This is a genomic window from Brucella sp. H1_1004 (genome assembly GCF_047308065.1).
In the GTDB taxonomy this organism is placed as follows: Bacteria; Pseudomonadota; Alphaproteobacteria; order Rhizobiales; family Rhizobiaceae; genus Brucella; species Brucella pseudogrignonensis_B.
Genome location: NZ_JAYKZA010000001.1, coordinates 1,081,585 through 1,101,089 on the forward strand (window position 1 = coordinate 1,081,585; position 19,505 = coordinate 1,101,089).

Sequence of the window (19,505 nt, forward strand, 5' to 3'; positions counted from 1 at the left end):
TTACCGGAGCGTTTCTGTTACTGTTTTTCATGAGCGGTGCCTGCTTCGGATCAACCTTGATTGCGGATAGGAGGCCTTGGGCGCATGACGATGGACGGCAGGATGCTCTTTTTGCTGGTCCTTCTTCCCTTTCTTGGCAGCGCTATAACAGGCCTATTTCGCGGAGTTGATAGAAGTGGTTCTGCGTGGTTTACAGCAGCGATTGCCCTTGTCGCCTTTGTCATAACCGCAAGTCTTTACCCAATCGTAGCTAACGGCGGCGTTGTTCGCGGATCGATCGATTGGCTTCCCAATTATGGATTAAATATCACCTTCCGTATGGATGGTTTTGCGTGGCTATTTGCCATGCTGATTACCGGCATCGGTTTGTTGGTCGTGATCTATGCGCGCTATTATATGTCGCCTGAAGATCCGGTCCCTCGGTTCTTCTCGTTCCTTTTGTCCTTTATGGGATCGATGCTCGGCGTAGTTTTGTCGGGTAATATTGTGCTGCTTGCCGTTTTCTGGGAATTGACGAGTATCTTCTCGTTCCTGTTGATCGGCTATTGGTATCACAATGCAAGTGCGCGTGATGGCGCACGTATGGCTTTAACCGTTACAGGCATCGGCGGCTTCTGTTTGATGGCGGGCGTGCTCCTGCTCGGTCATATTGTCGGTAGCTACGATCTCGATAAGGTTTTGGAAGCTGGAAACGTCGTTCGGACGCATCCGCTCTATACTGTAACGCTCGTTCTCATTTTGATGGCGGCTTTCACAAAGTCAGCACAGTTCCCGTTCCATTTCTGGTTACCGAATGCGATGGCGGCGCCGACGCCGGTTTCAGCCTATCTGCACTCTGCGACGATGGTGAAAGCGGGTGTTTTCCTGCTGGCGCGTTTATGGCCGGTCTTTTCTGGCACGGAAGAATGGTTCTGGATACTTGGTCTCGCAGGTCTCACAACCTTGCTGATTGGCAGCTTCTTTGCGGTTTTCCAGCAAGACCTTAAAGGCTTGCTGGCTTATTCGACCATCAGCAATCTAGGCCTTGTCACAGCGCTTTTAAGCCTTGGTAGTCCGTTGGCTGCGGTCGCTGCAATTTTCCACATGGTCAATCACGCTATCTTTAAAGCGTCGTTGTTTATGGCGGCTGGCATTATCGACCACGAAACCGGCACACGCGATATGCGAAAATTGAGCGGGCTTGCGCGAGCGATGCCCTATACGGCCACGCTTGCGATGGTTGCGAGTGCGTCGATGGCCGGTGTGCCGCTGTTAAACGGCTTTTTGTCAAAGGAAATGTTTTTTGCAGAAGCTGTCGAGACCCATATGGCATCGGCATTGGATACGGTTACGCCTTATATTGCGACGCTTGCTGGCATTTTCACTGTCGCTTATTCTCTGCGGTTCATCTATTCAACTTTCTTTGGTCCCGCACCACACGATTTGCCGAAGACTCCGCATGAGCCACCTCACTGGATGCGTCGTCCAATAGAGTTGTTGGTGCTGCTTTGCCTGTTGATCGGCATCGTGCCGAATATCGCAATCGGACCGTTTCTACACTCGGCTGTTACGTCTGTACTGGGCGATGCGACGCCGCAATATAGTCTCTCCGTCTGGCATGGCTTCAATCTTCCACTCATGATGAGTATCGTGGCAATGATTGGTGGCGTCATTCTATTCATGGCGCTCAAGAATTATCTTGCGACCAGTGAAGACGGCCCGCCGCTTTTCCGTCATTTGCAAGGCCAGCGTATTTTTGAACGTGTGCTGGTAACGGTGTCTTGGAACTGGGCGCGTAAGGCTGAAAGTTTCCTGAGTACACGACGCCTTCAACCGCAGCTTCGCATCGTTGTTGCTTTTGCATTGATTGCTGCCGCTTGGCCTATTTTTGAAGATGGTATCCATGCCGGCATGTTGGGTGTGCAGCCGGTTGATCCAATCTTCGCAGGTCTTTGGATTCTTGGTGGTGCCTGCGCCATCGGCGCTGCCTATCAGGCAAAATATCATCGCTTGGCTGCATTGATTTTGCTGGGTGGGGCCGGACTCATTACCTGCATCACCTTCGTCTGGCTGTCGGCACCGGATCTCGCGGTTACGCAGTTGCTCGTTGAAATTGTAACAACCGTGCTGCTGCTTCTTGGTCTGCGCTGGCTGCCGAAGCGCTTTGAAGATCCGGATCCTATTCCTGTAAAGTTTGGTCCAAGAATTCGTCGTTATCGCGATTTTGTGCTGGCGATTGGCAGTGGCGTTGGTGTGTTTATTGTCTCCTATGCGATGATGACGCGTCCATCACCGGATAGTATTGGCGATTATTTCCTGCAAAATGCCTATTCCGGCGGTGGCGGCAAAAACGTCGTGAATGTTACGCTCGTTGATTTCCGTGCATTTGATACATTTGGCGAAATTGCTGTTCTCGGCATCGTTGGGCTCACGGTTTATGCGCTGCTGCGTCGTTTCCGTCCGGCTTCTGATAGCACGGGTTCGACCGCACAGCAGAGAATTCAGGATGCCTATGACGAGGCAATGGAAGATCGTGAAAAGGGTGAAACCCTGACCGATTATCTGGCAGTTCCATCTGTCATCATGAAATGGCTGTTCCCGGTCATTATCGTGCTTGCTGTGCATTTGATCTTGCGCGGCCATGACCTGCCGGGCGGTGGCTTTGCAGCTGGTATCACTCTAGCGATTGCATTCATTCTGCAATATCTGGCGGCCGGTACGCGTTGGGTTGAAGATCACCTGCGTATTCTGCCTGTTCGCTGGATTGGTTTCGGCTTGTTGATTGCCGCAGCCACGGGAGCGGGCGCATGGCTCTTCGGCTATCCGTTCCTGACAACCTTCTTCCAATATGCGGATATACCGCATGTCGGAAAGATGCCAGTCGCAAGTGCGCTTCTGTTTGATATCGGCGTTTTCGGGCTTGTTGTTGGTGCAACGGTTCTGATGTTGATCGCATTGGCGCATCAGTCAATTCGTAAACATCGCGTTGAAAAACTTGCTGCTGCGAAGGAGGACAACTGATGGAACTCGTTCTCGCTGTCGCAATCGGTGTTTTGATGTCGTCGGGTGTATGGCTGATCCTGCGCCCGCGCACGTTTCAGGTTGCAATTGGTCTCGCGCTTATTTCTTACGCAGTTAATCTTTTCATTTTTTCAATGGGACGTTTACGCACCAACGCGCCACCGGTGCTTGATTCAGGCATCAATGTTCAAGCGGCGCAATATACTGATCCAGTGCCACAAGCACTGGTTCTGACTGCTATTGTTATCGGATTTGCAATGACGGCTCTTTTCCTGGTCGTTCTCCTTGCATCGCGCGGTATGACGCGAACCGACCATGTCGACGGCAAGGAGAATTGATTTTGGATTGGAAGTCACATCTCATTGTCGCGCCAATACTGTTGCCTCTCGTGACAGCAGCATTTTTGCTGCTGTTCGATGAACGCAAACGCAAGCTTAAGATGGCAATCAACACGATTTCGATCATTGGATTGATTGTTATCGCTTTTATATTGATGGGCGTTGCCAGTGATATCGCGCCCGCAGCCGACGTTTATTTGATTGGCAACTGGCCAGCGCCTTTCGGTATTGTTTTGGTGCTGGATCGACTTGCTGCGTTGATGCTCGTCCTCACAAGCGTGCTTGCACTGGCCGCATTAAGTTTTGCATTGGCGCACTGGTATAAAGCCAGCCCGAATTTCCATACAATTTTTCAGCTTTTGCTGATGGGATTGAATGGCGCATTTCTAACCGGCGACCTGTTTAACCTGTTCGTTTTCTTTGAGGTGATGCTTGCTGCATCCTACGGTTTGGCGCTGCATGGTTCAGGTTCGGCGCGCGTTAAGGCTGGCATGCATTACATTGCGGTCAATCTTGTAGCATCGTCGCTGTTTCTGATCGGCGTCAGTCTCATCTACGGGGTAACTGGCACGCTTAATATGGCTGATCTCGCACACAAGATTTCGCAAGTTGCTGCTGAAGATCGCATGCTTCTCGAAGCCGGGGCTGCAATTCTCGCGGTTGCTTTTCTCGTGAAAGCGGGTATGTGGCCGCTAAATTTTTGGCTCGTTCCAACCTATACGGCAGCAGCCGCGCCGATTGCTGCGATCTTTGCGATAATGAGTAAGGTCGGAATTTACGTATTGCTGCGCCTGTCGCCGCTTATGTTCGGTATTGGGGCTGGTGAATCTTACGGTTTTGGTAACGATTGGCTCTATTATGGCGGTATGGTTACGCTGGCTTTTGGCTTGATTGGTGTGGTGGCATCGCAGGCCATGGGACGTGTCGCAAGTTACAGCATTCTCGTATCTTCGGGCACTCTGCTCGCCGCAATCGGTAGCGGCAATACGGCAATGACCGGCGCAGCCCTGTTTTACATGGTCAGTTCGACATTGACGATTGCGGCTTTCTTCCTGTTGATCGAATTGATCGAGCGCGGTCAGGATGCGGCGGCAAACGTTCTTGCTGTCACGATCGAAGCCTATGGCGATGACGAAGAGGAAGAAGAAGAGGAAGAAGTTGGTGTCGTCCTGCCGGCAACCCTGGCTATTCTTGGTACGTGTTTTGCGGTTGTCGCCATTCTGCTTATTGGCCTGCCGCCGTTCTCAGGTTTCATTGCAAAATTCCTGATCCTCGCCGCAGTGTTTAATGGTGACGGTGCCGCGCCGACATTGGCAATGCCTGTCAGCCCTGCAAGCTGGGCATTGATCGCGCTTATTCTGCTGTCTGGCCTATCAGCGCTCATTGCAATGACACGTACGGGCATACGCACATTCTGGGCATCACTTGAAGGCAACGTTCCACGCGTTCTTGTCCGCGAAGTTGTGCCGATTGCCGGACTTCTTGCCGTTTGTCTTGCTCTGACAATTGGTGCAGGTCCAGCCATGGGCTATATGGATGCAACGGCTCGCGCGCTTCATTCGCCGCAAGATTACATCAATAGCGTTCTGCAAGCGCCGCGTGTGAGCGGAGAAACGGTGCAGGTAAAATGAGGAAAATTCTACCTTTCCCGTTGCTCTTTGTGGCATTGATCATCTTCTGGCTTTTGCTGAATGGTTTCACACGAGCACAGTTGCTTCTATCGATCCCTATTTCGCTGCTTGCTTGCTATGCAATGACAGCGCTACAGCCTCAGAAAAATCATCTGCGCTCAGTCCCGACAATGATTTGGCTGTTTGGCGCTGTAAGCATCGATATTCTCACGTCCAATCTCGCAGTCGTTAAGCTCATCCTGTCACCGCGAAAGAAACGGCATCCGGGTTTCGTGGTTATTCCGCTGGAGCTTGAAAACCGAACTGCGTTGGCTGTCCTGGCCTGTATTGTGACAACAACGCCAGGAACAGCTTGGGTAGATTACAATGTCACCCGTAAGGCACTGACAATCCATGTTCTTGATCTGGAAGATGCGAAGGCTTGGCGGGCACTTATCAAGCAACGCTATGAGCAGCCACTCATCCGTATATTCGGGGCGAGGGACGTTGTTAAAGAGGAGCAATCAGCATGAGTGCAGTCATTCTTTTTTGGGCGCTTCTGGCTGCGCAACTCATGCTGGTCGCCGCGATGGGGTGTGTGGTCTATCGCTTGCTGATCGGTCCGCGTGCGCAAGACCGCGTGCTGGCAACTGATGCGCTGTATCTGAACGCACTTTTATTGCTGCTCACATTTGGTATGCGGACCGGCAGCGTCATTTATTTTGAAGCCGCACTCATTATTTCAATATTGGGCTTTGTTGCGACTGTAGCACTTGCGAAATTCCTGATGCGCGGGGAGGTGATCGAATGATCGGAGCTGGTGATCTGCCCGTCTGGGCTGCAATAATCATTGCATTTTTTCTCGTGTCCGGTGCGTTCTTAACGCTTGTCGGATGTATTGGTCTGGTTCGTTTTAAAAGTTTTTATGAACGCATTCATGCGCCGACAATCGGTTCTTCTTTCGGCGCAGGTGGAATCTTGATCGCTTCCATCATGTTTTTCTCCATCTTGCAATCTAAGCCGATTCTGCATGAAGTGTTGATTACCGTTTTTGTGGTCATCACAACTCCGGTAACGCTCATGTTGCTTAGCCGAGCCGTGATTCATCGGGATCAAACGCAGGATAGCAAAGAGCTTCCTTCTTCTTCCGACCAGAAATGATGGTTGGAAGCCTAGTCTAAGGCATTTGGAGGAGTGCTGAGGACTGCGGCCAATTGTCCATATGCACTGTGCATCCAGACAAGCGGATTGAAGGATCAGGCAATTTAAATTATCTGAATTTCAGTAATTTCTGAAACTTCAGAATTTACGGGAGAGAAGACTTGGAATTAACGCCAATTGTTCAGTCGTTTGTTCTCCACTTCGGAGAGATGGGCAGCCGCTGGGGGATCAACCGGACGGTAGGTCAAATCTATGCGTTGCTTTATCTATCGTCTGAACCTCTTTGTGCGGATGATATCGTTGATGCGCTTGGGGTTTCACGCTCCAATGTCTCGATGGGGATCCGTGAATTACAGGGCTGGAACCTGGTGCTTTTGAAGCACATACCGGGCGACCGTCGCGATTTTTTCACGACACCCGGCGATGTATGGATCATTTTGCGTACGCTCGCTGAAGAGCGCAAGAAGCGCGAGATAGACCCGACATTGACAGTTTTGCGTGAAGTGTTGATGGAACAGCCGCAAGATGACGGAGACAAGTTCGCACAGGAGCGCATGAAAGACATGTATGCGCTCATCGAACGGCTCACCAACTGGTATGATGATGTCAAGAAGCTCGATACAGATCGATTAACCAGCCTTCTGGCGCTTGGTGCCAAGGTTACGCGTTTTCTGGAAACGACCGACAGGATCGTTGCTTTGGGACGCGGCAGAACAGCGGCCAAAAAGGAGCCTAAGCGAGAGTGACAGTCGCGCGCGCCCAACCGGAAGAAGTGACACAACAGGGTAGCGAAAAACGTCGCTCGCGTCGCCATCCTATCCCAACTCTCCTTAAAAAAGGGGCGCGACTTCAGGCAGTGGCAGCACTCATTTGGCTGCCACAAGCCGCAATTCTTGCTTATGGTGTGGGCCTGCTCGCCAATACTGGCTTTGATGCAACAATCTATTATTTAGCCGCAGCACTCTTTCTTCTTGGTTGTATCCGCAGTCTGCTTGATGCACGTGGCGCGTCGATGGCTTTCGATGCCGCACGTTCAGAACTCACAAAGCTACGCGAAAAGGCAGTCAAAGCGCTTTCACAGCGCTCGCCGCTCGATACGTCTCGCTCATCGTCTGGTGAGGCGGCCAGCATTCTTGCTGAACAGGCCGAAATGGTTGTTCCATACCTATCACGCTTTGTGCCCGTCCGCATTCGCGTCATGCTCGTGCCGCTCGCCATTCTGGTGGCAGTTTTGTGGTTTTCGTGGATTGCTGCACTGACATTGCTGATTGCAGCTCCCCTGATCCCGATTTTTATGGCCTTGATCGGCTGGCGCGCCAAAGCAGCCAGTGAAAAACAACTCGTCGCTTTGGGTGACATGAATGGTTTTCTGCTCGACCGGCTTCGCGGTCTGGCGACCATCCGCAGCTTTCATGCCGTGAATATGACCGCAACCCGCTTGCGCGATAATGCTGAAACCTTGCGCAAAAAGACGATGATTGTTCTACGGATTGCTTTTCTTTCATCGGCGGTTCTTGAGCTTTTCGCCGCTATCGGCGTTGCCATGGTTGCGGTTTATATTGGATTCCATCTTCTCGGAACGCTCGATTTTGGTGCGTGGGGCCATAAGCTCACACTTGCCGAAGGGCTCTTTATCCTTCTGCTTGCACCTGCGTTTTTCGAGCCTCTGCGTGATCTCTCAAGCGTTTGGCATGATCGCGCATCAGGTGAAGCTGCGATTGATGCGCTTGAAAATCTCGCCGCTCATGAAATGCCCGTTCTGGGCGCAGCTCAGCAAGCAAGTAAATTCGAAACCGAACCTTCGCTGATCATGCGGGATGTTGGTTTCAACTATGACAATGGACCAGACATCTTCAAAGGGTTCAATCTCGATGTTGAGCCAGGTGAACATGTCGCGATCCTTGCTCCCAGTGGCTATGGCAAGTCGACATTGCTGGCTTTGATTGCAGGGCTTGCTGCGCCGCAGACGGGCGAAATCCGGATTGGTGGCATTGTTCTTGAGGATGAAACAGCGACAACTCTGCGTTCAAGGATGCGATGGGTGGGGCAAAAGCCACATATATTTGCTGGCAGTGCGCGATTTAATATCACTTTAGGCCGTGACGCTGATGCCAAGAAAACGCAAACTATCGTTGAGCAGATGGCGCTTGGCCATGTCGCGGGCGTTACTGGCGCAGGCGTTATTGGCGAAAATGGCGCCGGTCTCTCTGGCGGTGAAGCACTCAGGCTGGCTTTGGCACGCGTTGCGGTCGATCAGAATGCAGACATTATCCTCGCAGATGAGCCGACAGCTCACCTTGATCATCAGACAGCAGGCCGCATTGCTGACAGCCTTATCGATCTCGCCAAAGGCAAGACGCTGATTATTTCCACACATGACGAAAAGCTGGCAAGCCGCATGGATCGCATCATTCGACTGGATGATATGGGCGCCTCGACGGAAGTCTGGCAGAAGAGGGCTGCGGAATGAATGGTCTTCAGGCACTGCGACCTATCTTACGCCTTTTCTTCAGTAGCAAGGGCAAGCTTCTTTACGCTGGTATTGTTGCCGCAACCATGACTGTGCTGGCAGGAATTGCACTGCTCGGGCTTTCTGGTTGGTTCATTACAGCCACGGCGATTGCAGGTTTGAGCGTTTCAACTGCAATTGTCTTTGATGTGTTCATGCCGGCAGCGGGTATTCGCTTCTTTGCGATCCTGCGTACAGGCACGCGTTATTTGGAACGACTGGTAACACATGAAGCAACACTCGCCATTCTGGCCGCTCTTCGTGAAAAGCTGTTTCGTGCGTGGGCGCGCCCCGCTGCGGCTCATGCTTTGCTCAAGCGGCCCGCACGGCTTTTGTTCAGGCTGACGGCTGATATTGATGCGCTCGACTCTCTTTATCTGCGCGTACTCGTGCCAGCAGGTGCAGCGCTTGTGACGGCCATTATCGCGGGATTAACACTTGGGCTGATGCATCCAGCATTTGGGTTGGTGTTTGCATTGTTGCTTCTGGTTTTTGGATTGGGCTTCCCGCTTCGTGCCGCAAGACGTTCCGAAAAGCCGATGCGCCAGCGCGCAAAAGGCACAGAAGCGCTACGCGCACGCACAGTTGATCTGGTTGCCGGGCAGACAGAATTGATTATGGCTGGACGGCTGCTCAATCAGAATACCAGCATATTGCGTGCCGACAGTTATATTGAATCCAGTGACCGTATTTTAAATCGGATTGAAGTTTCAACGGGTGCCAAGCTTGGCATTCTTCATGCTGGCTTAATGGCTGGAGGGCTGATCAGTGTTGGCCTCCTTATGCAGGCTCAGCTTATCAATGCGCCCGTCGCTGCACTTGGGCTTCTTATCATTCTTGGTTCGATGGAACCATTTGCTGCACTAAGACGTGGGGCGATGGAACTTGGACGCACAATATTAGCTGCGCGTCGCGTTGGACCTGCGCTTTCCGCTTCGGATAATGTCAAGGATATGAGTCTTCCAAAAAACGGAAATGCAATTGAACTTCAAAGCGTTGTCGTACGTCATGAAGGTTCTACCGCAACTGCTTTAAAAGCAATTGACTTGACGATTAAGGAAGGTGAGCGTGTTGCTGTGATTGGCACAAGTGGCGCGGGCAAGTCCACGCTATTTAACGTGCTTGCAGGAGAAGTTAACGTTGAACGCGGCGAAGTTAAGGTGCTTCCAGCTCGACTTTTGACCCAACGCACAGAGCTTTTCAAAGACAGTCTTCGCAACAATCTTAAGCTCGCAAATCCAGATGCCAGCGATGCGGATTTAAATGCGGCATTGGAAGCCGCAGGGCTGAGCGAATTCATGAAATCGCAGCCCGAAGGTTTGAACACACCTTTGGGCGAGGGCGGGTTAGGGCTGTCTGGCGGTCAGGCCAGACGACTTGCATTGGCGCGACTGTTCCTGACGGACGCCTCTTTATGGCTTCTTGACGAGCCAACGGAGGGACTTGATCAGGCGACAGCTGATGACGTGCTTTCCCGCCTGAGAGAACAGGCAAAGGGTCGTACACTGCTGATCGCAACACATATTCAGCGCGAAGCACGGATTTGTGATCGGGCAATTGTTTTGGATCAAGGCGCTCTTGTTCAATCAATGTCCAAAGGAGAGGTGCCTTTTGGCGAAATCCTCAATTCCCTGAGGTGAAATATAAGTAGGGGGCTGTTTTCGGCAGATGCCGGCAGCAGCTCGTAACATCAGGAGGGCCGGTTCCCCGGCTAAAGAGATGGAATTCGATATTGTCTCCCTGTCGCGATTGCAATTTGCAATCACGGCACTTTATCACTTCCTTTTCGTACCTCTGACACTTGGTCTTTCCGTGCTGCTTGCCATCATGGAAACGGTATATGTCATGACCGGAAGGCTCATCTGGCGGCAGATGACCAAATTCTGGGGTACGCTGTTTGGTATCAACTTTGTTATGGGTGTCGCAACCGGCGTTGTGATGGAATTTCAGTTCGGTATGAACTGGAGCTATTACAGCCATTATGTCGGCGACATTTTCGGAGCGCCGCTGGCGATTGAAGGCCTGATGGCCTTTTTCCTTGAGGCGACCTTTGTCGGTTTATTTTTCTTTGGCTGGGATCGGCTGTCCAAGGTCGGGCATTTGATGGCGACTTATGCTGTCGCTGCCGGTTCCAACTTCTCGGCACTCTGGATTCTGATTGCTAATGGCTGGATGCAAAATCCTGTTGGTTCGGCTTTCAATCCCGAAACCATGCGAATGGAAATCACTGATTTCTTTGCAGTTTTGATGAACCCGGTTGCACAGGCGAAATTCGTGCATACGGTTTCAGCTGGTTATGTAACTGCTTCGATTTTCGTTCTCGGCGTTTCTGCCTGGTATTTGCTGAAAGGCCGTTCGACGGAACTTGCGAAGCGTTCGATGACTGTCGCTGCCTCTTTTGGTCTGGCGGCGTCACTTTCTGTTGTCGTTCTGGGTGACGAAAGCGGTTATCTCGCCAACGAACATCAGAAGATGAAAATTGCAGCCATCGAAGCCATGTGGGAAACTGAGCCAGCTCCGGCTTCGTTCACTGCATTTGGTTTTCCTGATCAGGAAACACGCGAAACGCATTATGCGGTTCATATTCCATGGGTCATGGGTCTTATTGGCACGCGTTCGCTGACAACGCCTATCGAAGGTATTGAACAGCTTGTTGAGAATGCGCAGGGGCATATCCGAAAGGGTTTGATTGCCTATGATGCATTGCAGCAAATTCGCGCTGCGCAGGATATAAATGCTGTTTCGCAGGATGTGAAAGACGCATTTGCTGACAATAGTCAGTGGATGGGTTATGCACTTCTTCTCAAGCGCTATGTCGATGATCCGCGTCAGGCAACAGATGCGCAGATTACACAGGCGGCCAATGACACAGTGCCGGGTGTATTGCCGTTGTTCTGGTCGTTCCGCTTTATGGTCGGCATCGGCTTCTTCCTAATTCTGCTGACAGGGACATTCTTTGTCTTGTCTGCACGTCGTAAGCTCGATCATTATCCGTTTCTGTTGAAGGTCGCCGTTTTTGCGATACCACTTCCGTGGATTGCAGCGGAAATGGGCTGGATCGTTGCCGAGTTCGGGCGTCAGCCATGGATTATTGAAGGTATTCTGCCGACCGCCGTTGCCGTCTCCAATCTTGGTGCTTCTACGGTTCTGATGACGATTGTAGGTTTTATCGCAATTTATACAGTCCTGTTCATTATCGAAATGGGCCTGATGTTGCGCGCAATCAAGGCTGGACCTGAACCCGACAGTAAACCGGAAGCAATTCTCGCACCTGCAAGCATTGCACCGGCGGAGTAAAGAATATGATACTCAGCGATTTGTTGGACTATCAAACACTGCGCGTCATCTGGTGGGTACTGCTCGGCGTATTGCTGATCGGCTTTGCCGCAATGGATGGTTTTGACCTTGGAGTTGGCACGCTTCTGCCGTTTGTCGGGAAAACCGACATCGAACGACGGATTGTCATCAATACAATCGGGCCTGTATGGGAGGGCAACCAGGTCTGGCTAATCCTTGGTGGCGGTGCCATCTTTGCAGCATGGCCACCCCTATATGCCGTGTCCTTCTCGGGCTTCTATCTGGCAATGTTTGCCATATTGTTCGCTCTTATCCTGCGTCCGGTCGGCTTCAAATACCGTTCCAAGCGTGACAGTGATGCATGGCGTACGGGCTGGGACTGGGCGCTGTTCATCGGTGGATTTGTGCCATCACTGATCTTTGGTGTGGCCGTTGGCAATGTGTTGCAGGGCGTTCCGTTCCGTTTCAATGGAGATCTTCAGATTTTCTATGACGGAACATTCTTCGGTCTGCTCAATCCTTTTGCGCTGCTGTGCGGCCTGCTGTCTGTCGCTATGCTGGTTATGCATGGGGCGTCGTGGCTCGTGCTTAAAACAACTGGTACGGTTCAGGCACGGGCTCGCGCTTATGGTAGTGTTGCAGCCATCACGACCACAGCCCTGTATGTCCTTGCTGGTGTTATCAGCTGGATATGGGTTTCGGGTTATAAGATCACCAGCACTGTGGTGCCGGACGGTCCGTCAAATCCGCTACGCAAGGTCGTTGAGCTGGACCATGCAGCCTGGTTCGATAACTATATGAACTATCCTGTGCTGCTCATCGCACCGGCACTGGGTATTCTGGGACCGTTGCTTGTGCTTATCGCGTTGCGGATGGGAAGGGAACTCGCGCCGATTCTATTTGGTGCCGTTTCAATCTTTGGGATTATTGCTTCGGTTGGCGTTTCAATGTTCCCGTTCATTCTGCCATCGTCCGTTGACTTGCGTTCAAGCCTCACTGTTTGGGATGCATCGTCGAGCCATATGACGCTGTTCATCATGCTCGTGGTGACGTTGATCTTCCTGCCGCTCATCGTTGCTTACACATCATGGGTCTACAAAGTTCTATGGGGTAAGGTGGAAAAACGCGACATCGAGGACGAAAGCAATCACGCTTATTAATGCATCAGTGGGCTGTCATCGCCCATGCAATGTAATCGAGAAAGGAAAGCAAGATGTGGTATTTTTCCTGGCTTCTTGGCCTGCCACTCGCAGCCGCTTTCGCTGTGCTGAACGCTATGTGGTATGAGCTAATGGATGATAGAGCACGCAAACGACTTAGCGGAGACCCAACCGCAGAACTTGCGCGTGAAGGCAACAAGCATCACTAAGTGCTTGTGGTAACGGCCCGGAAACGGGCCGTTTTATTTTGCGCAAAATAAATTATCTAAAAAATGGCGGCATTAAGTACCAAATGGTACTCGAATTTTGCGATGCATATCGTAATAATATTTCTTATATTTACTGTCCAAGATTTCGATAAATTCCTTTTATATAGCGCATTTAGAAGAATGTAGAAATTTTATTACCCTGATCATCCAATCTAAGAGAACCGTTCTGATGATAATTAATGCGCAATAAGAAAAATAATATTGCTTTATTCTTTATGCCGTTCCATCCTGACGAAAGCAGTGTTGAAGGAGGAAATCAGCAATGCTTCGCATGGGAGAAATGAGGTCATTGCGCCGTATTCTTAGCCAATGACAAATCGGCATCAATTTTGCTGGAACCAATAATCTGCTCTCTCGTTCGACATTAAATGCACGTTTGAGGAACACCTGCATGAGCGATGATGTTGTGCTTTCTTTGCATGTCCCTGAACCGGAATGGCGCCCCGGCGATACGCCGGATTTCTCCCACGTTAAAATTCCACGGGCAGGGAGTGTCAGACGACCGGAGATAGACGAAAAGCCGGAATCAATGCGCGATCTGGCTTTTAGCATCATCCGGGTTCTGAATCGCGAAGGCGAGGCAGTTGGCCCCTGGGCGGGTACGCTTACCGATGAAGAGCTGAAAGAAGGTCTCCGCCACATGATGATCCTGCGTGCTTACGATGCCCGCATGATGATGGCGCAACGACAGGGTAAAACCTCTTTCTATATGCAGCATCTGGGTGAAGAGGCGGTCAGTTGCGCGTTCCGCAAGGCGCTGCGTAAGGGCGACATGAATTTCCCGACTTATCGGCAGGCGGGGCTTCTCATCGCTGACGACTATCCGCTCGTCACTATGATGAACCAGATTTTCTCAAATGAAGAAGATCCGCTTAAAGGTCGCCAATTGCCCGTCATGTATTCCTCGAAAGAGCATGGCTTCTTCACCATTTCCGGCAATCTTGCCACGCAATACACGCAGGCTGTGGGCTGGGCGATGGCTTCAGCCATCAGCCATGACACCAAAATTGCAGCTGCATGGATTGGTGACGGCTCGACCGCTGAAAGTGACTTCCACGCGGCACTTGTTTTTGCATCCACCTATAAAGCCCCGGTGGTGATGAATATCGTCAACAACCAATGGGCAATCTCAACATTTCAGGGCATTGCACGCGGTGGTTCGGGCACTTTTGCGGCCCGCGGACATGGCTTTGGCATTCCGTCACTTCGCGTAGATGGCAACGACTATCTTGCGGTTCATGCGGTTGCGAAATGGGCAGTCGAACGCGCACGCCGTAATCTTGGCCCGACTATCATTGAATATGTCACCTATCGCGCTGGCGGGCATTCGACGTCTGATGATCCTTCCGCTTATCGCCCGAAGGCCGAAAGCGATGCATGGCCTCTGGGCGATCCAATACTGCGGCTCAAAAACCACTTGATCCTGCGTGGCGTATGGTCTGACGAACGGCACAAACAAGCTGAAGCAGAAATTCTGGATCTCGTCGTCAGTGCACAGCGCGAAGCAGAAGCTATCGGCACGCTTCATGATGGTCGCAAGCCGTCGATGCGCGACATGTTTGAAGATGTTTATGCCGAAACACCGCCGCACCTTATTCGCCAGCGTCAGGAGGCGGGGTTCTAATCATGACAAAACTAACGATGATTGAGGCTATCCAGAACGCCCACGACATTGCGATGGAGCGCGACCAGAAAGTCGTCGTATTCGGCGAAGACGTTGGTTACTTCGGCGGCGTTTTCCGCTGCACCGCCGGTTTGCAGAAGAAATACGGCAAGGAGCGCTGCTTCGATGCACCAATCAGCGAGCTCGGCATCGTCGGCACCGCGATTGGCATGGCGACCTATGGCCTGCGCCCGTGTATCGAGGTGCAGTTCGCTGACTATGTTTACCCTGCCTATGATCAGATTGTCTCGGAAGCAGCGCGTATGCGTTATCGCTCGGCGGGTGAGTTTACATGCCCTATGGTTATTCGTATGCCTTCGGGCGGCGGCATTTATGGCGGACAGACGCACAGCCAAAGTCCCGAGGCGCTTTTTACCCATGTTTCCGGTTTGAAGACCGTGATGCCTTCAACACCCGCCGATGCCAAGGGCTTGCTGCTGGCAGCGATTGAAGATCCTGATCCGGTCATCATGTTTGAGCCGAAGCGCCTTTATAACGGACCTTTTGACGGACATCACGACAAGCCTGTCACTTCCTGGAAAAAGCATGAGCTGGGCGAAGTGCCAGAGGGCTACTATACCGTGCCACTCGGCAAGGCTGCAATCCGTCGTGAAGGCAGCGATGTGACTGTTCTTGCCTATGGCACGATGGTTCATGTGGCATTAGCTGCTGCAGAGGAAACCGGCGTCGACGCGGAAGTCATTGATCTTCGCACGTTGCTCCCACTCGACACGGAAACAATTATGGCTTCCGTCAGGAAGACCGGGCGTTGCGTTATCGTGCATGAAGCGACATTGACCTGCGGTTACGGCGCCGAGCTTGCGGCACTCGTGCAGCGCGAATGTTTCTATCATCTCGAAGCACCGATCATCCGCGTGACCGGCTGGGATACGCCATACCCACACGCACAGGAATGGGCCTATTTTCCCGGACCCGACCGTGTCGGTCGTGCACTCGTTTCAATCATGGAGGCGTAAATGGCTCATTTTGCGATCAAGCTCCCTGATGTTGGCGAAGGCGTTGCAGAGGCTGAACTTGTTGAATGGCATGTTAAGGTTGGCGATATCGTCCGGGAGGACGATCTGCTTGCTGCCGTCATGACGGATAAGGCAACAGTTGAGATCCCTTCCTCGCGCAGCGGTAAAGTCATCGCTGTTAATGGCGAAATCGGTGAGAAAATTGCTGTTGGCTCCGAACTGGTTCGCCTCGAAATAGAAGGTGGAAGCAGCGAGCAAAAATCGGAAGCACCAGAACCTGTAGCTGCGGCACCCGCTGAAACACCTCAACCGCAACGAGCCAGCGTGGAAGCGCCTGTGCTGTTGCAGACGCCGGTTCCACCTAAAGCTGTTGCGCAGAAAAACGAAACCTCAAGCTGGGCTTTTACCGGTGCTGGGCCGGTGCGCGCAGAAGGTGAAAAACCGCTGGCAACACCATCGGTCAGGTTGCGTGCACGCGACGCAGGCATTGATTTAAGACGTGTCAAAGGCAGCGGTCCTGCCGGGCGCATTACGCATGACGATCTGGACGTCTTTTTCCAGACTGAGAGCGGAGCCGCGTCTCCATTGTCAGGTTACATTGCGGACACATCGATCAACGAGATCAAGGTCATCGGCCTAAGGCGCAAGATTGTAGAGCGTATGGCCGAAGCAAAGCGCCATATTCCGCACATTACTATCGTTGAAGAAGTGGATGTGACACAGCTTGAAGACCTCCGAACAGGGCTTAACAATGAGAAGAAGGAAGGGCGTCCGCGCCTGACCTTGCTGCCATTTGTTATCCGCTCAATCGTCAAGGCAGTCAAAGAACAGCCGGCTCTCAACGCACATTTCGATGATGAAGCAGACATTATTCGTCAGTTTGGCGGTGTGCATGTGGGCATTGCCACACAAACGTCAAACGGTCTTATCGTGCCGGTGGTTCGCCACGCGGAAAGCCTTTCTGTATTTACCGCAGCATCGGAACTTGTCCGAGTGACGGAAGCAGCACGCAACGGCACTGCCAAGCGCGAAGAACTCACCGGCTCAACCATAACCATCACATCATTGGGGCCACTAGGCGCGATCGCAACCACGCCGATTATCAACCGGCCCGAAGTGGCGATTGTCGGCATCAACAAAATGGCCGTGCGCCCGATGTGGGACGGCACACAATTTGTTCCGCGTAAAATGATGAACCTGTCGTGCAGTTTCGACCATCGGGTTATCGACGGATGGGATGCGGCAGTATTCGTGCAGAAGCTGAAGAGCCTGCTTGAAACGCCTGCGATGATTTTTGTAGAGGGCTGATCGGATGAGTGAGATTTCCTGCAAACTTCTGATCATTGGCGGCGGTCCCGGCGGTTATGTCTGCGGTATTCGCGCAGGCCAGCTTGGTATCGATACGGTTCTGGTCGAAAAGAAGCGGCTGGGCGGTACCTGTCTTAATGTCGGCTGCATACCGTCCAAAGCTGTTATCCATGCCGCTGACGAGTTTCATCGCCTCACGACATTTGCGTCTAAAGGCGCGCTTGGCATCACAGCTGAAAGTCCTAAGATCGATTTTGCCAAAACGCTCGAATGGAAAGACGGCATCGTCAATCGCCTGAACAGCGGTGTCGCCGGGCTTCTGAAACGCTCCCGCGTACGAATGTTCCAGGGGCAGGCGCGTTTTATGGATGGTAAAACCATCCTGGTCGATACCGATACCGGGCGCCAGACTATCCATACCGAGAACATCGTGATTGCAACAGGATCGGTACCGGTAGAAATTCAGTCTCTACCTTTTGGCGGTAATGTCATCTCCTCAACGGAAGCACTTTCACTCGATAAGATTCCTGAAAAGCTTGCCATTGTTGGCGGTGGTTATATCGGGCTCGAAATCGGTACGGCCTTTGCAAAGCTTGGTGCAAAAGTGACCGTCGTTGAAGCCACTGATCGCATTCTGCCGCAATATGATGCGGAGCTGACACGACCGATCATGGCACGGCTGAAATCACTCGGCGTTGAAGTGCTGACGAATACATCTGCCAAAGGCTTATCCACCGATGGAAAAGCGCTGGATGTGTTGCTGGCTGATGGCAAGACGCATTCAATTCCGGCTGACAAGATTCTGGTCACGGTTGGCCGCAAGCCGCAAACCGATGGCTGGGGTTTGAGCGAAATCCGCCTCGATATGGACGGGCGCTTTATCCGCATCGATGATAAGTGCCGTACATCCATGCGCGGCGTTTATGCCATCGGCGATGTAACAGGTGAGCCGATGCTCGCACATCGGGCGATGGCGCAAGGCGAAATGGTTGCTGAAATCATCGCAGGCGGCAAACAGGCTTGGGATAAGCGCTGCATCCCGGCCGTTTGCTTTACCGATCCTGAGATCGTAACGGTCGGCTTATCGCCTGATGAAGCGCGCAAGGCAGGTCATCAAATCCAGACAGGTATTTTCCCGTTTCAGGCCAATGGACGTGCGATGACAATCGAGCGGGAGGATGGCTTTATTCGTGTAGTTGCACGCGCAGATAACCATTTGATACTTGGCATCCAGGCCGTGGGTGTCGGTATTTCCGAGCTATCATCCGCCTTTGCGCTTGCTGTTGAAACAGGCACACGCCTTGAGGATATAGCCGGAACCATTCACGCCCATCCGACCCTTGGAGAAGGCTTCGCCGAGGCCTGCATGAAAGCACTCGGCCACGCCCTCCATATTTAAAGTATGTCTTTTGATTTGCGTTCGTGCCGCCAGACAAAGACGGCGGCACCAGCAATCATGGCAGCAAGCGCAAACCAAGTAATTGCATAAGACAGATGGTTGTTGCGGAAAGTAACAACCGTCAGACCGCCGATGGGCAAATTGCCGGGATTGGATTGCGCATCCGCATCAATGAAATAGGGCGCGACTGTTCCCAAGCCTTCTTTTTCGGCGAAGGCTTTGACATCGCGCGAGTTCCACTCATTGCGGGAAGGGTCATTGGGACGCAGAAAGAAGCCATCCGGCTCCGGCATACGCAGAAGGCCAGTTACGGTCGTCTCGCCCGCAATTTGCGTTTCCGTACGTAATGACGGATCGCGCTTAGCATCCGGAATGAAGCCACGATTGATGAAGGTCAGTGTACCATCATCCGAACGCAACGGCGTCAGCACCCAAAAGCCCGAGCCCCGTTCGGTCAATGCACGAACCAGCACTTCCTTGTCATTGAGGTAAGAGCCGGTCAGCGAGACATGCCGGTATTCGTCATCGGCCTGATTGACATTGGCCCAATCATCTTTGCCCGGAGCAGCGACTGGCTCCGCATGAACGCGCGCATCAACGCGGGCAATCAGATCGAGCTTCCATTGCAGGCGTTCCACTTGCCAGATGCCAAGGCTCAAAAACAATGCGAAAAACAAAGCGCCCAGAACAGTCAAGAAGCCGAGGAAGAAGCGCGATTTCTTCTTTTGCGGTTTCAAACTTGCTTCAGTGGGCTTTGTCATGAGTCATTCCTAGACAATGGGGGAGGATTGCCGCTTGAATTACTCCATGTATG

17 protein-coding genes are annotated in these 19,505 nt (G+C 52.1%); 16 read left to right on the forward strand and 1 reads right to left on the reverse strand.

From position 1 onward, the window contains the following. Nucleotides 1–84: 84 nt before the first annotated feature. The 16 genes from U2P60_RS05260 to lpdA all read left to right on the forward strand — a co-directional run bounded on the left by U2P60_RS05260 (nt 85) and on the right by lpdA (nt 18,691). Nucleotides 85–3,000, forward strand: a complete 2,916-nt coding sequence (locus U2P60_RS05260) for a monovalent cation/H+ antiporter subunit A (RefSeq protein WP_413571655.1) — start codon at nt 85–87, stop codon at nt 2,998–3,000. Further along, nucleotides 3,000–3,338, forward strand: a complete 339-nt coding sequence (locus U2P60_RS05265) for a Na+/H+ antiporter subunit C (protein ID WP_313829554.1) — start codon at nt 3,000–3,002, stop codon at nt 3,336–3,338. The genes U2P60_RS05260 and U2P60_RS05265 overlap by 1 nt, the downstream gene beginning before the upstream one ends. A gap of 2 nt (nt 3,339–3,340) precedes the next feature. Beyond that, on the forward strand, nt 3,341–4,969 hold the full coding sequence (locus tag U2P60_RS05270; protein ID WP_413571656.1) for a monovalent cation/H+ antiporter subunit D: 1,629 nt from the start codon (nt 3,341–3,343) through the stop codon (nt 4,967–4,969). Beyond that, nucleotides 4,966–5,481 carry a Na+/H+ antiporter subunit E gene (locus U2P60_RS05275; protein WP_413571658.1) on the forward strand — a complete coding sequence of 172 codons (516 nt, stop codon included), beginning with the start codon at nt 4,966–4,968 and terminating at the stop codon, nt 5,479–5,481. Before U2P60_RS05270 ends, U2P60_RS05275 begins: the two co-directional genes overlap by 4 nt. Next, nucleotides 5,478–5,759 (forward strand): K+/H+ antiporter subunit F, encoded by a 282-nt coding sequence (locus U2P60_RS05280; RefSeq protein WP_313829558.1) that lies wholly within the window; start codon nt 5,478–5,480, stop codon nt 5,757–5,759. Before U2P60_RS05275 ends, U2P60_RS05280 begins: the two co-directional genes overlap by 4 nt. Next, nucleotides 5,756–6,109: a monovalent cation/H(+) antiporter subunit G gene (mnhG, locus tag U2P60_RS05285; protein WP_313829559.1), complete on the forward strand. Its 354-nt coding sequence runs from the start codon at nt 5,756–5,758 to the stop codon at nt 6,107–6,109. The genes U2P60_RS05280 and mnhG overlap by 4 nt, the downstream gene beginning before the upstream one ends. A gap of 161 nt (nt 6,110–6,270) precedes the next feature. After that, nucleotides 6,271–6,855 carry a GbsR/MarR family transcriptional regulator gene (locus tag U2P60_RS05290; RefSeq protein WP_313829560.1) on the forward strand — a complete coding sequence of 195 codons (585 nt, stop codon included), beginning with the start codon at nt 6,271–6,273 and terminating at the stop codon, nt 6,853–6,855. A 71-nt stretch (nt 6,856–6,926) separates the two neighbouring features. Further along, complete coding sequence (gene cydD / locus U2P60_RS05295) at nt 6,927–8,579, forward strand: thiol reductant ABC exporter subunit CydD (RefSeq protein ID WP_413572001.1); 1,653 nt, start codon at nt 6,927–6,929, stop codon at nt 8,577–8,579. After that, nucleotides 8,576–10,258 (forward strand): thiol reductant ABC exporter subunit CydC, encoded by a 1,683-nt coding sequence (cydC, locus tag U2P60_RS05300; protein ID WP_413571660.1) that lies wholly within the window; start codon nt 8,576–8,578, stop codon nt 10,256–10,258. Before cydD ends, cydC begins: the two co-directional genes overlap by 4 nt. A 28-nt stretch (nt 10,259–10,286) precedes the next feature. Continuing rightward, nucleotides 10,287–11,915, forward strand: a complete 1,629-nt coding sequence (locus U2P60_RS05305) for a cytochrome ubiquinol oxidase subunit I (protein WP_413571661.1) — start codon at nt 10,287–10,289, stop codon at nt 11,913–11,915. 5 nt (nt 11,916–11,920) lie between these two features. Continuing rightward, complete coding sequence (gene cydB / locus U2P60_RS05310; RefSeq protein ID WP_413571662.1) at nt 11,921–13,075, forward strand: cytochrome d ubiquinol oxidase subunit II; 1,155 nt, start codon at nt 11,921–11,923, stop codon at nt 13,073–13,075. A 53-nt stretch (nt 13,076–13,128) separates the two neighbouring features. Further along, nucleotides 13,129–13,284 carry a cytochrome bd-I oxidase subunit CydX gene (cydX, locus tag U2P60_RS05315; RefSeq protein WP_313829567.1) on the forward strand — a complete coding sequence of 52 codons (156 nt, stop codon included), beginning with the start codon at nt 13,129–13,131 and terminating at the stop codon, nt 13,282–13,284. A 451-nt stretch (nt 13,285–13,735) separates the two neighbouring features. Then, nucleotides 13,736–14,968, forward strand: a complete 1,233-nt coding sequence (locus U2P60_RS05320; protein WP_413571663.1) for a 3-methyl-2-oxobutanoate dehydrogenase (2-methylpropanoyl-transferring) subunit alpha — start codon at nt 13,736–13,738, stop codon at nt 14,966–14,968. Between the two features lie 2 nt (nt 14,969–14,970). Next, nucleotides 14,971–15,984 carry an alpha-ketoacid dehydrogenase subunit beta gene (locus U2P60_RS05325; RefSeq protein WP_313829569.1) on the forward strand — a complete coding sequence of 338 codons (1,014 nt, stop codon included), beginning with the start codon at nt 14,971–14,973 and terminating at the stop codon, nt 15,982–15,984. Continuing rightward, entirely contained in the window at nt 15,985–17,292 is a 1,308-nt protein-coding gene (locus U2P60_RS05330) for a dihydrolipoamide acetyltransferase family protein (protein ID WP_413571664.1), read from the forward strand. It begins immediately after the preceding gene. 4 nt (nt 17,293–17,296) lie between these two features. Then, a complete protein-coding gene (gene lpdA / locus U2P60_RS05335) occupies nt 17,297–18,691 on the forward strand; it encodes a dihydrolipoyl dehydrogenase (RefSeq protein ID WP_413571665.1) in 1,395 nt (464 codons plus the stop codon). On the opposite strand, the gene U2P60_RS05340 is transcribed toward lpdA, so the two are convergent. Then, entirely contained in the window at nt 18,688–19,452 is a 765-nt protein-coding gene (locus U2P60_RS05340; RefSeq protein WP_413571666.1) for an SURF1 family protein, read from the reverse strand. The genes lpdA and U2P60_RS05340 overlap by 4 nt on opposite strands. Between the last annotated feature and the right edge of the window lie 53 nt (nt 19,453–19,505).

Coding starts and splice junctions, on each gene's coding strand:
- U2P60_RS05260 (WP_413571655.1), top strand. CDS start 85: ATGACGATGGACGGCAGGATGCTCTTTTTGCTGGTCCTTCTTCCCTTT.
- U2P60_RS05265 (WP_313829554.1), top strand. CDS start 3,000: ATGGAACTCGTTCTCGCTGTCGCAATCGGTGTTTTGATGTCGTCGGGT.
- U2P60_RS05275 (WP_413571658.1), top strand. CDS start 4,966: ATGAGGAAAATTCTACCTTTCCCGTTGCTCTTTGTGGCATTGATCATC.
- U2P60_RS05280 (WP_313829558.1), top strand. CDS start 5,478: ATGAGTGCAGTCATTCTTTTTTGGGCGCTTCTGGCTGCGCAACTCATG.
- mnhG (WP_313829559.1), top strand. CDS start 5,756: ATGATCGGAGCTGGTGATCTGCCCGTCTGGGCTGCAATAATCATTGCA.
- cydC (WP_413571660.1), top strand. CDS start 8,576: ATGAATGGTCTTCAGGCACTGCGACCTATCTTACGCCTTTTCTTCAGT.
- U2P60_RS05305 (WP_413571661.1), top strand. CDS start 10,287: ATGCCGGCAGCAGCTCGTAACATCAGGAGGGCCGGTTCCCCGGCTAAA.
- cydB (WP_413571662.1), top strand. CDS start 11,921: ATGATACTCAGCGATTTGTTGGACTATCAAACACTGCGCGTCATCTGG.
- cydX (WP_313829567.1), top strand. CDS start 13,129: ATGTGGTATTTTTCCTGGCTTCTTGGCCTGCCACTCGCAGCCGCTTTC.
- U2P60_RS05320 (WP_413571663.1), top strand. CDS start 13,736: ATGAGCGATGATGTTGTGCTTTCTTTGCATGTCCCTGAACCGGAATGG.
- U2P60_RS05325 (WP_313829569.1), top strand. CDS start 14,971: ATGACAAAACTAACGATGATTGAGGCTATCCAGAACGCCCACGACATT.
- U2P60_RS05330 (WP_413571664.1), top strand. CDS start 15,985: ATGGCTCATTTTGCGATCAAGCTCCCTGATGTTGGCGAAGGCGTTGCA.
- lpdA (WP_413571665.1), top strand. CDS start 17,297: ATGAGTGAGATTTCCTGCAAACTTCTGATCATTGGCGGCGGTCCCGGC.
- U2P60_RS05340 (WP_413571666.1), bottom strand. CDS start 19,452: ATGACAAAGCCCACTGAAGCAAGTTTGAAACCGCAAAAGAAGAAATCG.